This is a genomic window from Lacrimispora sp. (assembly GCF_047605665.1).
In the GTDB taxonomy this organism is placed as follows: domain Bacteria; phylum Bacillota; class Clostridia; order Lachnospirales; family Lachnospiraceae; genus Lacrimispora.
This window is the reverse complement of the sequence record NZ_JASGFH010000010.1, coordinates 36489-52455: the sequence shown is the minus strand read 5'-3', so window position 1 is coordinate 52455 and position 15967 is coordinate 36489. Positions and strand designations below refer to the sequence as shown.

The window sequence follows — 15967 nt, the reverse complement described above, 5'->3', positions numbered from 1 at the left end:
GTGGTTAATGTAAAGAATTGTACAGTAGATGAATTTGAAAAGTTATTACAAGAAAAAAAGGTTATATGTTTTGGACAGGGAAAAAAGTTTCAGGAGTTATGCGAAAGGTTTCAGATACATAGATTCCTTGAATTTATTATAAATAACCACGCTATGAGCGATACGCTGTCTGTCGCCAATATTACAATTCCGGTAAAAACGGTTGATGAAATACAAATTGATGGCGATATCAGAGATTATATTGTTGTCATTTCTTCTATCCAGTATGCGAGAGAAATGATAACACAATTAGACACCTTGAATACCTTTGACGGAATGAGCTGTTATGTTCCGGATGTATTTACAGTAGAAGAGAATTGGGATTCAAGCAAATCAGAATTCTCCAAAATCCCTAAAATAATTCACTACTTTTGGTTTGGAAATAATGAGATGCCAGACAAATTTAAGAAAAATATAGAAACCTGGAAGAAGTTTTGTCCAGAATATGAATTGAAAAGATGGGATGAAAGCAATTATGACGTGACGAAATGCAGTTATATGCAGCAGGCCTATCAAGCTAAAAAGTGGGGATTTGTTCCTGATTATGCAAGACTTGATATATTGAATACATATGGGGGGATTTATCTGGATACAGATGTAGAAATGATAAAAAATTGGGATGATTTATTACATCATGATCTGTTCTGCGGATTTGAAAGCTGGAATTATGTTGCATTTGGTTTAGGCTTTGGCTCTAAAAAGGACAACCCCATCTTACAAGAAATGATGGAAGATTATAAACAATCCACATTTATTAATGAAGACGGTTCATTAAACCTGATTGCTTCGCCAGTATATCAGACTCGTATATTGCAGAGACATGGGTTGATATTAAATGGAAAAACACAAGTACATGATAGATATGCTTCCTTCTCGACAGAATATTTTGCCCCATTTAATTTCTGTGGATATGGAAAGATAACAGATAATACATATTCAATCCATCAGTATGCAGCAACCTGGATGGAGAAAAAAGACACAGATATTCGCTCGGTATGCTTTGATAATTTTACTTGGGTAGATGAACGGTTAAGTAAAGGATAGATATCATATGAAAATTCTTTTGTTTGGCACGGGAGAATATTATAAAAGATATAAACATTGGTTTTCTAAAGAAGATATTTTAGCTCTTTTGGATAATTCCCCTTCAAAGCATAATACATGTATGGATGGATTGCTTATTTTATCTCCCGGTGAAGGAATCAAATTACCCTTTGATGTGATTGTAATTCTGAGTTTCTTCGTTAAAGAAATGAAAGAACAATTGATTGAATTAGGAGTACAAGAAAATAAAGTATACCATTTTTATGATATGCATCAATTGGTGTATAAAAAAGATGTTATAAAACCGATTCAGTATTACGGAGATTTGGAGAGGGGAATAACGTTAAAAGGTTCATCAAATAAGAAAATTCTATTGCTTTCTCAGGATTTGGAATTAGGAGGTCCTTCGATTGCCCTATTTCATGCAGCCAAAACTTTAGAGGATCAAGGGTATCATGTATTATATGCCTCTATGATGGATGGGCCGCTTCGGAATGTCTTGTTAAAAAATAATATTCCGGTTGTTGTTGATATAAATCTGCAGATAGAAACAATGGAGGAGGCTGAATGGACAAAAGAATTTAACTTAATTATATGTAATACTTTGAATTTTCATATATTTTTAATGGAAAGGGATACTGCAATTCCTGTTATTTGGTGGCTCCATGATCCGATATTTTTTTACGCAGGTGCGAGAAAAGATAACATGCAGAAGATAAATCTTGTAAATATGGAAGTATGCTCAGTTGGCCCATTTCCAGAAATAGCAATACGTGAATATATTCCTGGGTTACAAGTAAAGAGGCTGCTTTATGGCGTGCCTGATATGTGTAAACAAAATGAAGTGCCGGATATAGGTAAAACGGAGAAAAGAGAAAAAATCCGTTTTATTACTATCGGTTATATTAATAGCATCAAGGGACAAGATGTTTTACTGAAAGCTATTAAGATGATGCCTGATGAAATGAGAGAAAAAAGCGTATTTTATTTTGTGGGGCAAAAGGATTCACCTTTGGCTCTGGAATTGGAACAGGAAATACGCTCAATGCCTGAAATAATAATGACAGGGGTTGTGGACAGAGACAGAATAAATGAATTGTTAAGCAGCGCAGATGTGCTCATATGTCCGTCGAGAGAGGATGCAATGCCTACGGTAGCAGCGGAAGCTATGATGCATGGAGTGCCATGTATACTTTCTGATGCGACAGGAACCGCTGAGTATATTGAAGATGGCATCAATGGGTTTGTATTTCAAAGTGAAAATACCCAAATGCTTTTAGAAAAGATTATTTGGTGCATACGGCATTATGAAAAAATATACAGTATGGGAAAGCGTGCAAGAGGCACGTATGATAAATATTTTTCTATGGATGTATTTAAGAAAGGATTAATTAAGTTAGTGGATGATTGCATAGATATCAAGTGAGGAGAGTATAAAGACGATGTCTAATTTAGCTGAAATATTTGATGAATATAAGAATGTTCCAATCGCCTTATACGGCTTAGGAACAGAGACAGAAAAAGTGTTGGCAGAGTTAAATGATAAGTTTAATATTGTTGGCTTGTTAGATGTTTTTAGAGAAGATGGAACTGTTTATGGAAAGCAAATAATTCCATTGTCAAAATGTATTGAATATCAGGTAGAACTTATTATTGTGGTGGCAAGACCAGGCTCGTGCAGAGCGATTGCGAAAAGAATAGGTAACTTTTGCATTGAAAATCATATAAGGTTGTTTGATGTGAGAGGAAAAGATTTGTGTATTCGAAGTAAGACAATCTATGACTTTAAAAATTTGAATGGAGTCACCAAGGAACAATTATTAGAACTTACAATTGAAAATGAAGTTATTAGTATTGATTTATTTGATACTCTTATCATGCGTAAAGTGCTCTTTTCAACGGATGTTATTGATTTGGTAGATGAAAGGCTAAAAGAAAAAGGCGTTGTTATAGAAGATTTTTGCATTAAAAGACTCCAGTGCGAGAAAGAATTGTCGAAAAGCGTATCCCCGAGTTTACAGGAAATTTATGAGCGTATATTAGACGAGTCAGAATCCATCAATATGACAGCAAAAGAATTGGCAGACTTGGAGTGGAAAACTGATTTTGATTTAATTATACCAAGGCAGGAAATGGTAGAATTCCTATCAGAAGCAGCCAGACAAAGAAAAAAAGTATATATCGTCACAGATACATATTATAGCAGAGAACAGATTGTTGAGATATTAAATAGATGCGGGATTGAAAAATATGCAGATATTTACGTTTCCAGCGAATATAAAACAGGCAAAACACAGAACTTATTTGATGAACTAAAGCGTAATACACATAAGAAGAAGTATTTGCATATCGGTGATGATTTAATTGCAGATATTGAATGTGCAAAAAAAAGAGGAATTACTGCTTGTCAGATATACAGCGGATTGGACTTACTTGAAATGGTGGGTTTTCTAGGATTGTGGGAACATGCAGATAGTCTTTCTTCGCGGATTAAAATGGGAATGTTTGTTGCAACGGTATTTAACAGTCCTTTTCAATTTGAAACTACAGAGAGAAGAATTTGCATAAATGATGCATTTGATTTGGGCTATCTTCTTATGGGTCCAATGATTACAGACTTTGTAATATGGTTTACCAGGAAGGTAAAGGAAGAAAATCTGAAAAATGTATGGTTCGGTGCGAGAGATGGATATTTGATAAAGAGATTATATGATTTGTTAGTTAAGGACAATGACTCTGTCTATTTTCTTACGTCTAGAATAGCGGCAATCAGAGCCGGAATGATAAATAAAAAGGATGTGGAATATATTGCCAATATGAAATATAGTGGGAATATGCAACAACAGCTTAAAGAACGATTCGGTATAGTAATTGCGGACGAAGATGTGGGAAATAAGTCTTTAACAGACTTTTCTTCAGAAATTATTAGTAATGCTTTAAGTTATAAAAAAAATTATCAGATGTACATAAATCGTTTGAAGTTATTTGATACAGACATTGCATTTTTTGATTTTGTGGCCAAAGGGACTAGTCAGATGTATTGTAGTCGATTGATTCATAAACGTTTAAAAGGCTTATATTTTCTCCAGCTTGAAGAAGAGTTTGCTAAGGCTGAAGCGTTGGATATTCATGCTTTTTATGAAAATGATGAAGTTGAAAATAGTGTAATTTTTGAAGACTATTATATTATGGAAACAATTTTAACTTCTCCTATGCCATCGGTTTTAGGTTTCGACGAAAATGGAGATGTCTGTTTTGATAGGGAGACAAGGCGAAGAGAAGATATTGAGTGCTTCCAAAAAGTACAAAATGGAATAATAGAATATTTCAAAACATTTTTGCAAATCTGTCCCCAGGATTATATTGAGATAGATAAAAAAATTGATGAAAAATTCTTGGGGTTAATACACCAATTGAAAATGTTAGATAATACTTTTATAGCCTTGAAGGTAGAAGATGCCTTTTTTAATCGCATGACTGATGTGGCTGATTTAATTTGAGGAAAGGTTATGCTTTCTGTATGCTATTGAAAATTAAAAAAATTTGAAAAAAGGACTTATCTTTTACTACATCCAATACGATAATACACATGAAAGGAAGTTATACTTCCGTAAGACACAAGTGTCAAAAACTTGGAATCATATTGCGGTCGGTACCCCGCATGATTCCACTAATCTAGTTTATGTGTTTTCTGAATATGAGAAACACGTCACACAGGGAAAAGGAATTCCCTGAAATACATTCAAGGAGGAAATCTTTTATGAGAATTCAACACAACATCGCAGCCATTAACTCTCACAGACAGTTAGGCGGAAACAACAACGCAGTAAGCAAAAACCTTGAGAAATTATCTTCTGGTTACAGAGTAAACCGTGCAGGTGATGACGCTGCTGGTCTTGCTATTTCTGAGAAAATGAGATCCCAGATCGTCAGCCTTGAGACTGCTCAGAAGAATGCTAATGATGGTATTTCTTTGATTCAGACAGCAGAAGGTGCTATGACTGAAGTTCACTCTATGTTAAACCGTATGGTTGAGTTAGCTCAGCAGTCTGCTAACGGAATCTATGATGACGCTACAGACCGTAAGAACCTGAACGAAGAGTTCATGGCTCTTCAGGATGAGATCGATCGTATCTCTGATGCTACAGACTTTAACGGAACCAAGCTTCTGAATGGTACATTATCTTCTGGCGGTGCAGTTACTACTTCCGGCGTTGCTGCTGGAACAACTGGTTCAGCTCTTAAGCTTCAGATTGGTGATACATCTGATGAATTCAATCAGTTATCTGTATCTGTAAGCAGCGTAAATAGCAATACTTTGAAAGTCGGAAAGGCTACAGTTACCTATACAACAGGTGCTGACGGCAAGACGAAGGCAAGTTTGGTAGGTGCTACAAGCAGCCAGGTTAGTATCGCAACTCAGGCTTCAGCATCTTCAGCAGTATCCAGAGTTAAAGCTGCTATTAACACCGTTTCTTCCATGCGTGGTAAGTTAGGTGCACTTCAGAACCGTCTGGAGCATACCGTTAATAACTTAGGCGTAACTGCTGAGAACATGACTGCAGCAGAGAGCCGCATTCGTGACGTTGATATGGCTAAGGAAATGATGGCTTATACTAAGAACAATATTTTGGTACAGGCATCTCAGGCTATGCTTGCTCAGGCAAATCAGCTTCCACAGGGCGTATTACAGTTACTGCAGTAATTATACCAGGATTTGGCTCTTATCCCCCGGAAAGATGATTTTCGGGGGATATTTTATTATTAGGAGGATTGTTTATGAAGCCTTTCGTTCGGCTGTCACAATGCATGATTGTGAAGGATGAAGAAAAGAATATTCGTCGCGCACTTAGCTGGGGAAAAGGGATTGTTTACGAACAGATTGTAGTAGATACCGGCTCCACGGACCGAACGGTAGAAATTGCAGAAGAGATGGGTGCAAAAGTATATCACTTTCCCTGGATTAATGATTTTTCTGCAGCTAAAAACTTTGCTATTGAGAAAGCAAGGGGAAATTGGATTGCTTTTTTAGATGCGGATGAATATTTTTCAGAGGAACATGTGAAGAAGATACTGCCGCTGCTAAAACAAATAGAAAAGGATTCCTTTCCGAGCCATCGGCCGCATTTTGTACGTTCCATGTTGGTTAATTTGGATGATAACGGAAAAGCTATTACTTCTGGTGTTCAGGATAGAATACTGAGAAATATACCTGAGCTTCGCTATTTTAGTCGAATTCATGAGCACTTGGATTTGGTGGGGGGCGGACAACTCTACTCTTGTGATGCTACAGAAGAGCTTACTGTTATTCATACAGGTTATTCAGAAGAGGCCTACAGAGAAAAGAATAAAAAAGAACGAAACATATCCATGATACGAAAAGAATTGGAAGAGAACCCGAAAAATGCTCAAATGTGGATGTATCTTGGGGATTCTCTGCTTCTTGAAGACAGGCTTGAGGAAGCTGAGGAAGCTTATCTGCGTGGTGTTGAGAACCCGGCTGCATTTGCGGATATAACGCAGCAAGATCCTGGTTTTTCTTCTTTGCTCAAAGTGAAGTTTGGAAGAAATGTTGATAGTGACGATGAATTTATGGCTGCACATCAGCAGGCAAAAGATGCAGGATGTGTTTCTCCGGATGTGGATTATTGGGCTGGGGAGTGGTTCTTTATGCGTGGGGATGAGGCAAAGTCCATAGAGTATTTTGAGAAAGCTCTACAGCAGCTGGATCAGTATGAGGGTAATGATCCTCTTCTTTTGTCAGCTCGGCTTCTTATTACATACCAAAGGATTTTTATGTTTTATGTAAAGCAAAACCGCCCTGTTGAGGTGGTGCGATATGGTGTTCTGCTTCTTCGGATGGAACCTTATCATGTAGAGGCTTTGCGAGAACTATTGCTTCTTTTAAAGAGAGAACCAGGCGAGATGGAGACTGCCAGCGCTACTTTTGATTTTTTGTCAAAGTTGTATGATCTTTCTGTCTTTAAAAATAAGATTTTCCTGCTCAAAGTATCAAGACAGATTCTGTTCTCTGCATTGGGAAATAAGATTGAATCGCTGCTATCAAGTGAAGAGCGAAAGTTTGTTGCTGAGGCAGGAGATATTTTTTGAGATAATTTGATATTAAATAAAAACTGGAAGTTGTATTTCTTCCCTATTATGTGGGATTCATCAGAAAGTATATGGCAGGCAGATGATGGCGATCATAATTTTTAAATGACATTATACTTTGTATGATTATCTTATAATGTTACAGTATTAGGAATGTGTTTGGCGAGTAGGGTGAGGGTAATTATGGAGTGGCTTGATAATGAACTTAACGAAGTTTCTGATGAAGAGTTAATAAAGCTTATTAATAATAAAACGGTAGTTATATTTGGTGCATCAAAGAGAATCATGCAATATATTGATGCTTGGAATAAAGAAAGATATATCATAATTGATAGCAATTCCAGTTTGGAAGGTACATTATTTCATGGATTAAAAATTCACAGACTGGATTCTTTGAGTGATTTGTGCAAAGAAGATATTGTAGTTATGTCAGTAATAAAAGACTATCCATATATCTCAAATGTGATGAGGTTGTATCAAATCAAGGAATTTTATGTACAGAAGTATATATCAGTTGATCAATACAAAAAGGAATTTGTTGTCAATCAGGAGTTTCATAAAATTAGTAGAGAAGTCTTGGGACAGGGTAAGTTTGATTTTATTGATTTTATTTATGATGGAAAGTTTGTTGTGAATGTTATCGAAACAATAAAAAGAACATCAGATATTAACAAGCATTTAATTGTTGTTCATTATACCAATGAACTAAATCCGGATGATTTATATAATGTGTGGGAGTTTTACAAAGAAATTCAAAGAGAAAATAAAAATCTAATAATAATAAATGATTTATATACAGGAAATACAGAACTACTTAATCACCAATTTCTTGATATTTTAATGAAAAGTAAAAAAATAATATTTCATAGTGGTGTGATGTCTTTAACGTTAGGAGATTTTATAAAAAGGCATATATTTAAATTTAGAGAAAAAACCTATCTTGTTATACATGGTGGGGAACTATCCTGGAATACGTCTGCCAAAGAGTTTCATGATTGTTTTTCTGATATTGGGAATCTTGTGCTGTTTAATGAGATATCTTATAATACACTGAGTAATTTATATCATTTTAAAGAAGATGTAAATATTATTATAAATAATTGCTCGTTTTATGATACCGGGATTTTGATGAAAGAACGAAATGAAGCTGACGCAACAGTGAATATATTAGTTGGTCATAGTGCAACAACAGCATTAAATCATATTGAGGCTTTTCGATTATTAGAAAAGTTTAAAGATGAAGATATCAAAGTTTTTTGTCCGCTTTCCTATGAAGTAGATGAATCATATGTTAATGCGGTGATTTCTGAAGGAATAAAAATTTTTGGTGAAAAGTTTATAGCGATGTGTGAATATATGGAATTGAAACAATACGGACAACTATTAACTGATATAGATATTGGTATTTTTCCATTAACAAGGGATTGTGGTTGGACAACTATTTATTCATTGCTTAAGTCGGGAAAGAAAGTTTATACCACATCAGTAAATAATAATAATGATATATTGAAGTATGGTATAAAAGTATTTAATATTGATGAGATAAAAAACAATACTTTTGAGGAATTTGCAGATTGCAGAATTTGTATGGAAAATAAAAGAAATATAAGGGAATACATAGAGACATTAGAAAAAGATGGTTTTAGCTGGAACAAATTATATTCTGATGCAGCAACATGAAAGAAGAGTAGAGGTGTAAAATGATTCCATTTAATAGATCTATCAATCTTCAAACATCAATGAAATATATATCTGAATGTATTGAAAGCGGTAAAATTGCAGGAGATGGAAAATATACGAAGTTATGTAGTAAGTGGATGGAAAGTCGTTTTAATGCAGGTAAGGTTTTGCTTACTACATCGTGTACTGCTGCTCTTGAAATGGCAGCAATGTTATTAAACATAAAAGCTGGAGATGAAGTTATAATGCCTTCATATACGTTTGTATCAACTGCAAATGCTTTTGTAAACCGTAGTGCAAAAATAATATTTGTAGATATCAGACCAGATACAATGAATATTGATGAAAACAAAATTGAGGCAGCTATAACAGAAAAGACGAAAGCAATCGTTGTTGTTCACTACGCAGGTGTTGCATGTGAGATGGATCATATTATGGAAATCAGTCACAAGTATGGGATTCCGGTTGTAGAAGATGCTGCACAGGGGGTTATGGCTACCTATAAAGGTAAATATCTGGGGACTATTGGAGACATTGGATGTTATAGCTTTCATGAGACAAAAAATTATCAAATGGGGGAAGGAGGAGCTATTGTATTAAATAATGAAAAGTATTATGAACGTACCGAAATATTAAGGGAAAAAGGAACAGATAGATCCAGATTTTTTAGAGGCGAAGTAGATAAGTATAGCTGGGTTGATATAGGCTCCTCTTATCTCCCTAGTGAAATTAATGCTGCATTGTTATGGGGACAATTAGAAATAGCAGATATAATCAATCAAAACAGAATTTCAACTTGGAATTATTACTATAGTGAACTAAATAATATTGATGGAATAGAGTTGCCTTATGTTCCTAAAGAATGTGTACATAACGGACATTTATTTTTTATAAAAGTTAAGGATTTAACTGTGAGGACTAACTTACTAAACAAATTAAGAGAGATGAATATTGGAGCAGTTTTCCATTATGTACCTCTCCACTCTTCTGTAGCGGGATTGAAATATGGGGAGTTAAGAGGGGCGGATTTATTTACATCTAAAGAAAGTGAGTGCTTATTAAGACTTCCGTTATATTATGGCATATCAGATAATGATAAAAAAACAATTATAGAAGCAATAAAGAGGTTTATTGAATTGGAAGAAGCTGTATGTGAAAAAAATAGAAATGTTCTACGGCCGTTGGATATACTTGAACAGGTAATTTAAATGTAGAATAATATTATGATAATGCCAGAGAAGCATCGAGGATTTATTTCATTAAATAAAGAATTCGATGCTTTATTTGGAAATAATATTTATATATTTAATATATTTAAGGCTCTGATGTCGAGAAATAAAAAGATATATTGTCACTTGATGAAACAAATATTATTTAATGATTAGAAAACTCAGGGGATTTGCCAGGGAGAATAAAAGCGTGGAAAAGATAAATGTTTTAGTTTTAGGAGTGGGAGGAAATGTAAGCCAAGGAATTATAAAGGCGATACTAATGTCAAAACTTAATGTTAATATAGTTGGAGCATGCATAAACTCGGACTCTTTGGGGTTATATATGTGTGACACTGCATATTTAAGTCCGTTGGCATCTGATGAAAAGTTTATTCCATGGTTGATTAATATTTGTCAAAATGAAAATATACATATGATTCTGACTGGTGTAGAAGAAGTTATTGAGAAAATTTCTACAAACTATGAGTATATGAAATTATATACAAAAGCAAATTTTCTTTTTACTCCATATGAAAAACTCATGATAGGGCAGGATAAGTTATCTACATGTGAATGGTTAAGACATAATAATTGCAACTATCCTTTATATTGTAGTTCGAATGATGCAAAGGGTCTGGAGGAATTGATACAGAAAACGAAATTTCCGTTGATAGCAAAACCAAGAAAGGGTAAAGGTTCACAGGGAATATTTATAATTAATGATTATGCCGGATTAGCGAAGTTAAAAGACATGCCAGATTATGTTGTGCAGGAATATATTGGAAATGAATCATCAGAGTATACCGTTGGTTGCTATTGCGATAGGCATGGAGAATTAATTGAAATCATTATCATGCATAGAGAGTTGAAATATGGGACGACATTTAAGGCATCTGTAGTTGAGCATAAACAGATTCGGGAAGAAGCTGTAAAAATATGTGATAAATTTAGACCAATAGGGCCGCTGAATATCCAGTTTAGGATTGATCAACATGGTAGACCAGTGTGCTTTGAATTAAATGTTCGTTTCTCAGGAACTACGCCCATGAGGGCTTACTTTGGATATAACGATGTTGAGGCAATGATAAGAGAATATATATTAAATGAGGATATTAGAAGCATCTTTCATATAAAAAAGGGAACGGCATATAGGTACTTTGATGAGATGTACATAGACGAATCTATGAAGTATAAGCTTGAACAAGATAAAGTGGTAGAAAATACATGTACTTATAATAATATAGCAATTGGATATGGGAGAGGAAGTGTATGAAAGTACTTATAACAGGTGCAAATGGATTTATTGGCAGTAATGTGGTGAAATTTATTAGTCAGAATAGGGACTTTGATGTAATTGCAACAGGAAGACAGAAAAAATGGGTAAATAAATCTGAGTGTAAATATGTTTCATCTGATCTGCAATCTTATGACTTTGTTGAAAACCTTATAGATGAAGTGCCTCAAATTGATATCATAATACATGTGGCTGCAAGCTTAGATAAAGATAATCTGGGAACTGAAAGTATATTAACCAATTGTCTGGGTGTACAAAATATTATAAAATATGCAAAGCAGGCCGGATGTAAGAAAGTGGTGTATATTTCTGGTATCCCTGTAATTGGAAAGCCTGTTGATATTCCAATTACAGAAGAACATCCGGTTAATCCTATAACAACTTATCATGCAACGAAGTTTTTTGGGGAGCAGTTGCTTAGACTGCCCTGCAATGCAGACTTAAATACAACAATATTACGGTTACCATCACCTGTAGGAAAAGGTATGAATACTCAGACGATATTACCTGTTTTTGTTGAAAGCTGTAAAAATAATAAAGACATTATTTTGTATGGGAAAGGATCCCGGCTTCAGAATTATGTGGATATTCGTGATATCCTTCAAGCGATTCTCTTATCAATTGAAGTGAGGAATGAAGGTGTGTTTCATATCGCTTCTGAGATATCATATTCAAATTTTGAACTGGCTCAATTATGCATAGATTTATTAAAATCAAAATCGAAAATAACTTTTAATGGTATTGAGGACCCTGAGGAGGGGTTTTGTTGGAAAATAAGCACGGACAAAGCTGAAAGAGTGCTGGGATTTAAAGCAAAATACAGTATGGAAGAAACAATAAAATCGATGGTATAAAATATTCGAAAAGGAAATTAAAAAATGAAGCTTTTGTTTTTTTCAGATATTCATGGAAACCAATATGCATTAGATGAATTCTTAAAAAGTGATCAAGTGAAAAATGCAGATGAACTTATATTTTGTGGAGATGTTTTCGGATATTATTATTATCAGAATGAAATTTTAGACAAGTTTAGAAACATGCAAGGATTAAAGGCTGTTTTGGGAAATCATGATAAGATGTTTTTAGACGTAATTGATGGAAAACTAGATGTAGATATCTTGGTGACAAGGTATGGCAATACTTATAAGCATAATATAGAGAAAATCAGTAAGAAAAATATTGAATTTTTAAGGAGTTTACCACATAAGCTGGAACTTAACATAGATGGATGTAAAATAGGAGTGTTTCACGGTTCTCCAAGTGATCCTTTAAATGGTAGAATATATCCTGATACAGATATAAGCGATATAAAAAATTATTTAAAGTATGATTTTGTGATTTTAGGGCATACCCATCATAGGATGGTAAAAAAAGTCATGGGTACATCTGTCATAAATCCTGGTTCCCTTGGACAGCAGCGTGATGGGAAAGGCTGCTCAGCATTATTGCTGGATTTAGGAAATGAAAAATTTGACTTTATAACAATACAATATAATGTAAATAAATTAATTAGAGATGTAGATTTATTTGATGCTGGAAATCTAAAGTTGAAAGAAGTGCTGCTGAGGAAGGAGAAAAACTGACATGAAAAATGTGATTATTTTTGGTGTGAACCAATTTGCAGAAATGCTGTATTATTATCTTTTAAAGGAGAATGAATATAAAGTCTGCGCATTTACAGTTGATAATGATTATTGTGATGAGGAAAACTTTTTGGGGTTACCAGTGGTGGCATTTGAAAATGTACAGGAATTTTATTCACCAGATGAATATGCGATATTTATTTGTGCTGGATATAAAAATATGAATAATGTCAGAACGTTTAAATTTCAACAGGCACGTGAAAAAGGTTATAAGATAATGAGTTATATACATAAGACAGCAATTGTTCTTACTGATGATTTTGGAGAAGGTAATATTGTTATGGAGGGTGTAACAATAGGGGTGATGTGTCGGATTGGTGATGGGAATGTATTTTGGGCTAATGCACATGTAGCACATCATACAATTGTTGGAGATTATAACTTTTTTACGATTTCAGTTTCGGTTGCAGGAAATATCAGGATACATAATAACTGCTTTTTTGGCAATAACTGTACAATTAGAAATGGGTTGGATATAGCCGATTATACGTTGGTTGGAGCAGGCGCTTACATAAGCAAAGATACAGAAAAGGATAGTGTATATGTTCCGCAGCGAACTATTAAACTTGAGGGAAAGAAAAGTATTGAAATGAATTTATGATCATAGCTTCTGGAAGTTTCTATATAAGAAAAACCAGATGTTATATTGATTCATAGAGGGTATATAATAACTTCTTAACAGTGATGTCTGAATTTTATACAAGAAATACCGGTGAGGCATGTGAAAGGGAGTCATTGAAGTTAATGAAGCAAAAGGTGTAAATATTTATGAATTTATTACTGCTTCATAAAAAGGAATACGAGACAATGATCAATATCTGAGATTTATTAGAAAAGTTTGTACAAGAGGTATTTTCATATTTCGAAAGAGGAGGATATACACTATGAAACCGCGAAATAAGCACTTAGATTTGATGTATCGTTGGATTAGATATGTCAATAAGTTTTCTTTGGCAGATATATTATATAAAAATGATATACGACATATTGCTATATATGGAGGAGGTGTTTTAGGGACTATTTTATATGAACACCTTAAAGGTACTGAAATAGAAATTAAATATATTGTTGATAAAAACAGGTATGTAGAGTTTCCGTATATGGATGAGGTCAATATAATACAACCGGACAAGGCAGATTTGCTCATGTCCTTAGATGCAATTATAGTTACAGTTGACTTTTTGAGGGTAGAGGAAAGCTTAAAGTCATATGTTAAATGTCTTTCTTTAGAAAATTTAATTATTGATTTAGATGAACTTAATCTTTTTCAGGACGTAACAAGATATATAAAAGATAATAGTGCAAATTTGATTTTTGCAGATATGACATTTCCCTTAAGCTATTTAAAGAATCCAACAAATGCTGAAAGGTATTTCAGACATACTCAAGGTAATGCCTACACTGTATTTAACGATTATTTAGAAGGTTTAATCCCATATTATGATGATTTGGAAAATTGCTCGATAGAATATATACGTAATATTTTTCTTGAAGTACATAATTCCTTGTCCATAATTGAAAAAGAGGGGATAGAATACGTTAAGGATATAAATAGTCAATACTGTAATATTATAAATGGCTGTAGATTAACCACCAATGTGCCAGATATATATCAAAGTTCTATACACCTTTTTGGTAATTGCACAGTTCTCGGATTGTTTGCGGAAGATCAATATACAATAGGGAGCTTTCTGCAGAGAAGACTAAATGGTATGTCGGGGGACACTAAATACCGGGTTGTAAATAGAGCAAATTGGATGAATTACCAAAAATCTTTACTACAAATATTACATACTCCGATTAAATCTGGAGATTATGTTATTCTGATTAATCAGGGAATGCAAAGGTTTAAGTTATATGTGAATGAAAATGAAAATATGAACTTTATTGATTTGGTTCCAGCATTTGATCGTCCACATGGATTTGGAGAAATATTCTTTGATAACTATCATACAAACCATAGGGGATATAAATTAATTGCAGATTATATATATAACTTCCTTTTACAACAGATTGAAAATAACAAGAATATACCCATAAAAGATATAAATTGCTTTAATAGTGTTATATCTGGACTGAAACAGCAAAAAAGAATTGAACCGCAGCGACCATCTGGCGAGATTGTGGATCTGGTAGACCTGGATACATATTTACGCTTTTTGGATGAAAATAGAATAGAGGGCGCAGATAATAAGGTAATTGGGTCGGTAGTTGTAAATTGTAATCCTTTTTCTTATGGACATAGATATTTAGTAGATGAGGCTTTAAAGCAATGTGATTATTTATATGTTTTTGTTGTTGAAGAGGATAAATCTTTTTTTCCATTTAAAGATAGGATAGAATGTGTAAGAAGAGGTCTAAGTGATCTGGATAACGTTAAGGTATTACCTAGCGGACAATTTATAATATCAACGCGTACATTTCCTGAATACTTTATTAAGGATAGTTTTAAAGATACTATTGATGCTTCTTTTGATGTCAAGTTGTTTGGTACAAAGATAGCACCTAAATTAAGTATTACGAAACGATTTGTAGGGAATGAACCGAATTGCATAATAACAAGACAATACAACCAGCAGTTGATTGACTATTTACCCTTATATGGGATTGAAATAAAGGAAATTTCTCGTATTGAGAAAGATGGAGCAGCTGTCAGTGCAAGCCGTGTCCGTGCTTTGCTAGAAAAAGAGGATTGGCTAGCAATCGAGAAGCTTGTTCCTCCGACAACCCTCTTATACTTACGGAATTTTGTGCGTGGTTAATTTATATTAAAAGTCTCTTTAAAGGGAACATTAAAAACAGCTGGTAATGGAATTAACTAATGAACAAATTACAGATTTTATGGATAATATCGGGGAAAACTTAATGACTTTGTATTTTTTATATTATTAAAGAAGATTTAAATATTGTACACACAGGAAGATTTATTCTGACATAAAAGCAGT

General features: G+C 33.9%; 12 protein-coding genes. All 12 read left to right on the top strand.

Features of this window, described 5'->3' with window-relative positions:
* The 12 genes from QM657_RS09875 to QM657_RS09820 all read left to right on the top strand — a co-directional run bounded on the left by QM657_RS09875 (position 1) and on the right by QM657_RS09820 (position 15784).
* A complete protein-coding gene (locus QM657_RS09875; RefSeq protein ID WP_415066471.1) occupies positions 1-1083 on the top strand; it encodes a glycosyltransferase family 32 protein in 1083 nt (360 codons plus the stop codon).
* A gap of 7 nt (positions 1084-1090) precedes the next feature.
* Entirely contained in the window at positions 1091-2509 is a 1419-nt protein-coding gene (locus QM657_RS09870; protein ID WP_415066470.1) for a glycosyltransferase family 4 protein, read from the top strand.
* Positions 2510-2525: 16 nt separating this feature from the next.
* Positions 2526-4583, top strand: a complete 2058-nt coding sequence (locus QM657_RS09865; protein WP_415066469.1) for an HAD hydrolase-like protein — start codon at positions 2526-2528, stop codon at positions 4581-4583.
* Between the two features lie 260 nt (positions 4584-4843).
* A complete protein-coding gene (locus QM657_RS09860; protein ID WP_415066468.1) occupies positions 4844-5788 on the top strand; it encodes a flagellin in 945 nt (314 codons plus the stop codon).
* Positions 5789-5862: 74 nt separating this feature from the next.
* Positions 5863-7194: a glycosyltransferase gene (locus QM657_RS09855; protein ID WP_415066467.1), complete on the top strand. Its 1332-nt coding sequence runs from the start codon at positions 5863-5865 to the stop codon at positions 7192-7194.
* Between the two features lie 183 nt (positions 7195-7377).
* Positions 7378-8874, top strand: coding sequence for a TDP-N-acetylfucosamine:lipid II N-acetylfucosaminyltransferase (locus tag QM657_RS09850; RefSeq protein ID WP_415066466.1), 1497 nt, complete (start codon positions 7378-7380; stop codon positions 8872-8874).
* A gap of 20 nt (positions 8875-8894) precedes the next feature.
* Positions 8895-10082, top strand: a complete 1188-nt coding sequence (gene rffA, locus QM657_RS09845) for a dTDP-4-amino-4,6-dideoxygalactose transaminase (RefSeq protein ID WP_415066465.1) — start codon at positions 8895-8897, stop codon at positions 10080-10082.
* A 169-nt stretch (positions 10083-10251) separates the two neighbouring features.
* Positions 10252-11358 carry an ATP-grasp domain-containing protein gene (locus tag QM657_RS09840; RefSeq protein ID WP_415066464.1) on the top strand — a complete coding sequence of 369 codons (1107 nt, stop codon included), beginning with the start codon at positions 10252-10254 and terminating at the stop codon, positions 11356-11358.
* Positions 11355-12233, top strand: coding sequence for an NAD-dependent epimerase/dehydratase family protein (locus tag QM657_RS09835; RefSeq protein ID WP_415066463.1), 879 nt, complete (start codon positions 11355-11357; stop codon positions 12231-12233). Before QM657_RS09840 ends, QM657_RS09835 begins: the two co-directional genes overlap by 4 nt.
* Before the next feature lie 24 nt (positions 12234-12257).
* Positions 12258-12962, top strand: a complete 705-nt coding sequence (locus QM657_RS09830; protein WP_415066462.1) for a metallophosphoesterase family protein — start codon at positions 12258-12260, stop codon at positions 12960-12962.
* A gap of 1 nt (position 12963) precedes the next feature.
* Positions 12964-13623, top strand: coding sequence for an acetyltransferase (locus tag QM657_RS09825; RefSeq protein ID WP_415066461.1), 660 nt, complete (start codon positions 12964-12966; stop codon positions 13621-13623).
* A 283-nt stretch (positions 13624-13906) separates the two neighbouring features.
* Positions 13907-15784, top strand: a complete 1878-nt coding sequence (locus QM657_RS09820) for a hypothetical protein (protein ID WP_415066460.1) — start codon at positions 13907-13909, stop codon at positions 15782-15784.
* Positions 15785-15967: the final 183 nt, after the last annotated feature.

Excerpts from the sequence above, each read along its gene's own strand:
- QM657_RS09830 (WP_415066462.1), top strand. The coding sequence starts at position 12,258 with ATGAAGCTTTTGTTTTTTTCAGATATTCATGGAAACCAATATGCATTA.
- QM657_RS09820 (WP_415066460.1), top strand. The coding sequence starts at position 13,907 with ATGAAACCGCGAAATAAGCACTTAGATTTGATGTATCGTTGGATTAGA.
- QM657_RS09865 (WP_415066469.1), top strand. The coding sequence starts at position 2,526 with ATGTCTAATTTAGCTGAAATATTTGATGAATATAAGAATGTTCCAATC.
- rffA (WP_415066465.1), top strand. The coding sequence starts at position 8,895 with ATGATTCCATTTAATAGATCTATCAATCTTCAAACATCAATGAAATAT.
- QM657_RS09850 (WP_415066466.1), top strand. The coding sequence starts at position 7,378 with ATGGAGTGGCTTGATAATGAACTTAACGAAGTTTCTGATGAAGAGTTA.
- QM657_RS09870 (WP_415066470.1), top strand. The coding sequence starts at position 1,091 with ATGAAAATTCTTTTGTTTGGCACGGGAGAATATTATAAAAGATATAAA.
- QM657_RS09860 (WP_415066468.1), top strand. The coding sequence starts at position 4,844 with ATGAGAATTCAACACAACATCGCAGCCATTAACTCTCACAGACAGTTA.
- QM657_RS09855 (WP_415066467.1), top strand. The coding sequence starts at position 5,863 with ATGAAGCCTTTCGTTCGGCTGTCACAATGCATGATTGTGAAGGATGAA.
- QM657_RS09840 (WP_415066464.1), top strand. The coding sequence starts at position 10,252 with ATGATTAGAAAACTCAGGGGATTTGCCAGGGAGAATAAAAGCGTGGAA.
- QM657_RS09825 (WP_415066461.1), top strand. The coding sequence starts at position 12,964 with ATGAAAAATGTGATTATTTTTGGTGTGAACCAATTTGCAGAAATGCTG.
- QM657_RS09835 (WP_415066463.1), top strand. The coding sequence starts at position 11,355 with ATGAAAGTACTTATAACAGGTGCAAATGGATTTATTGGCAGTAATGTG.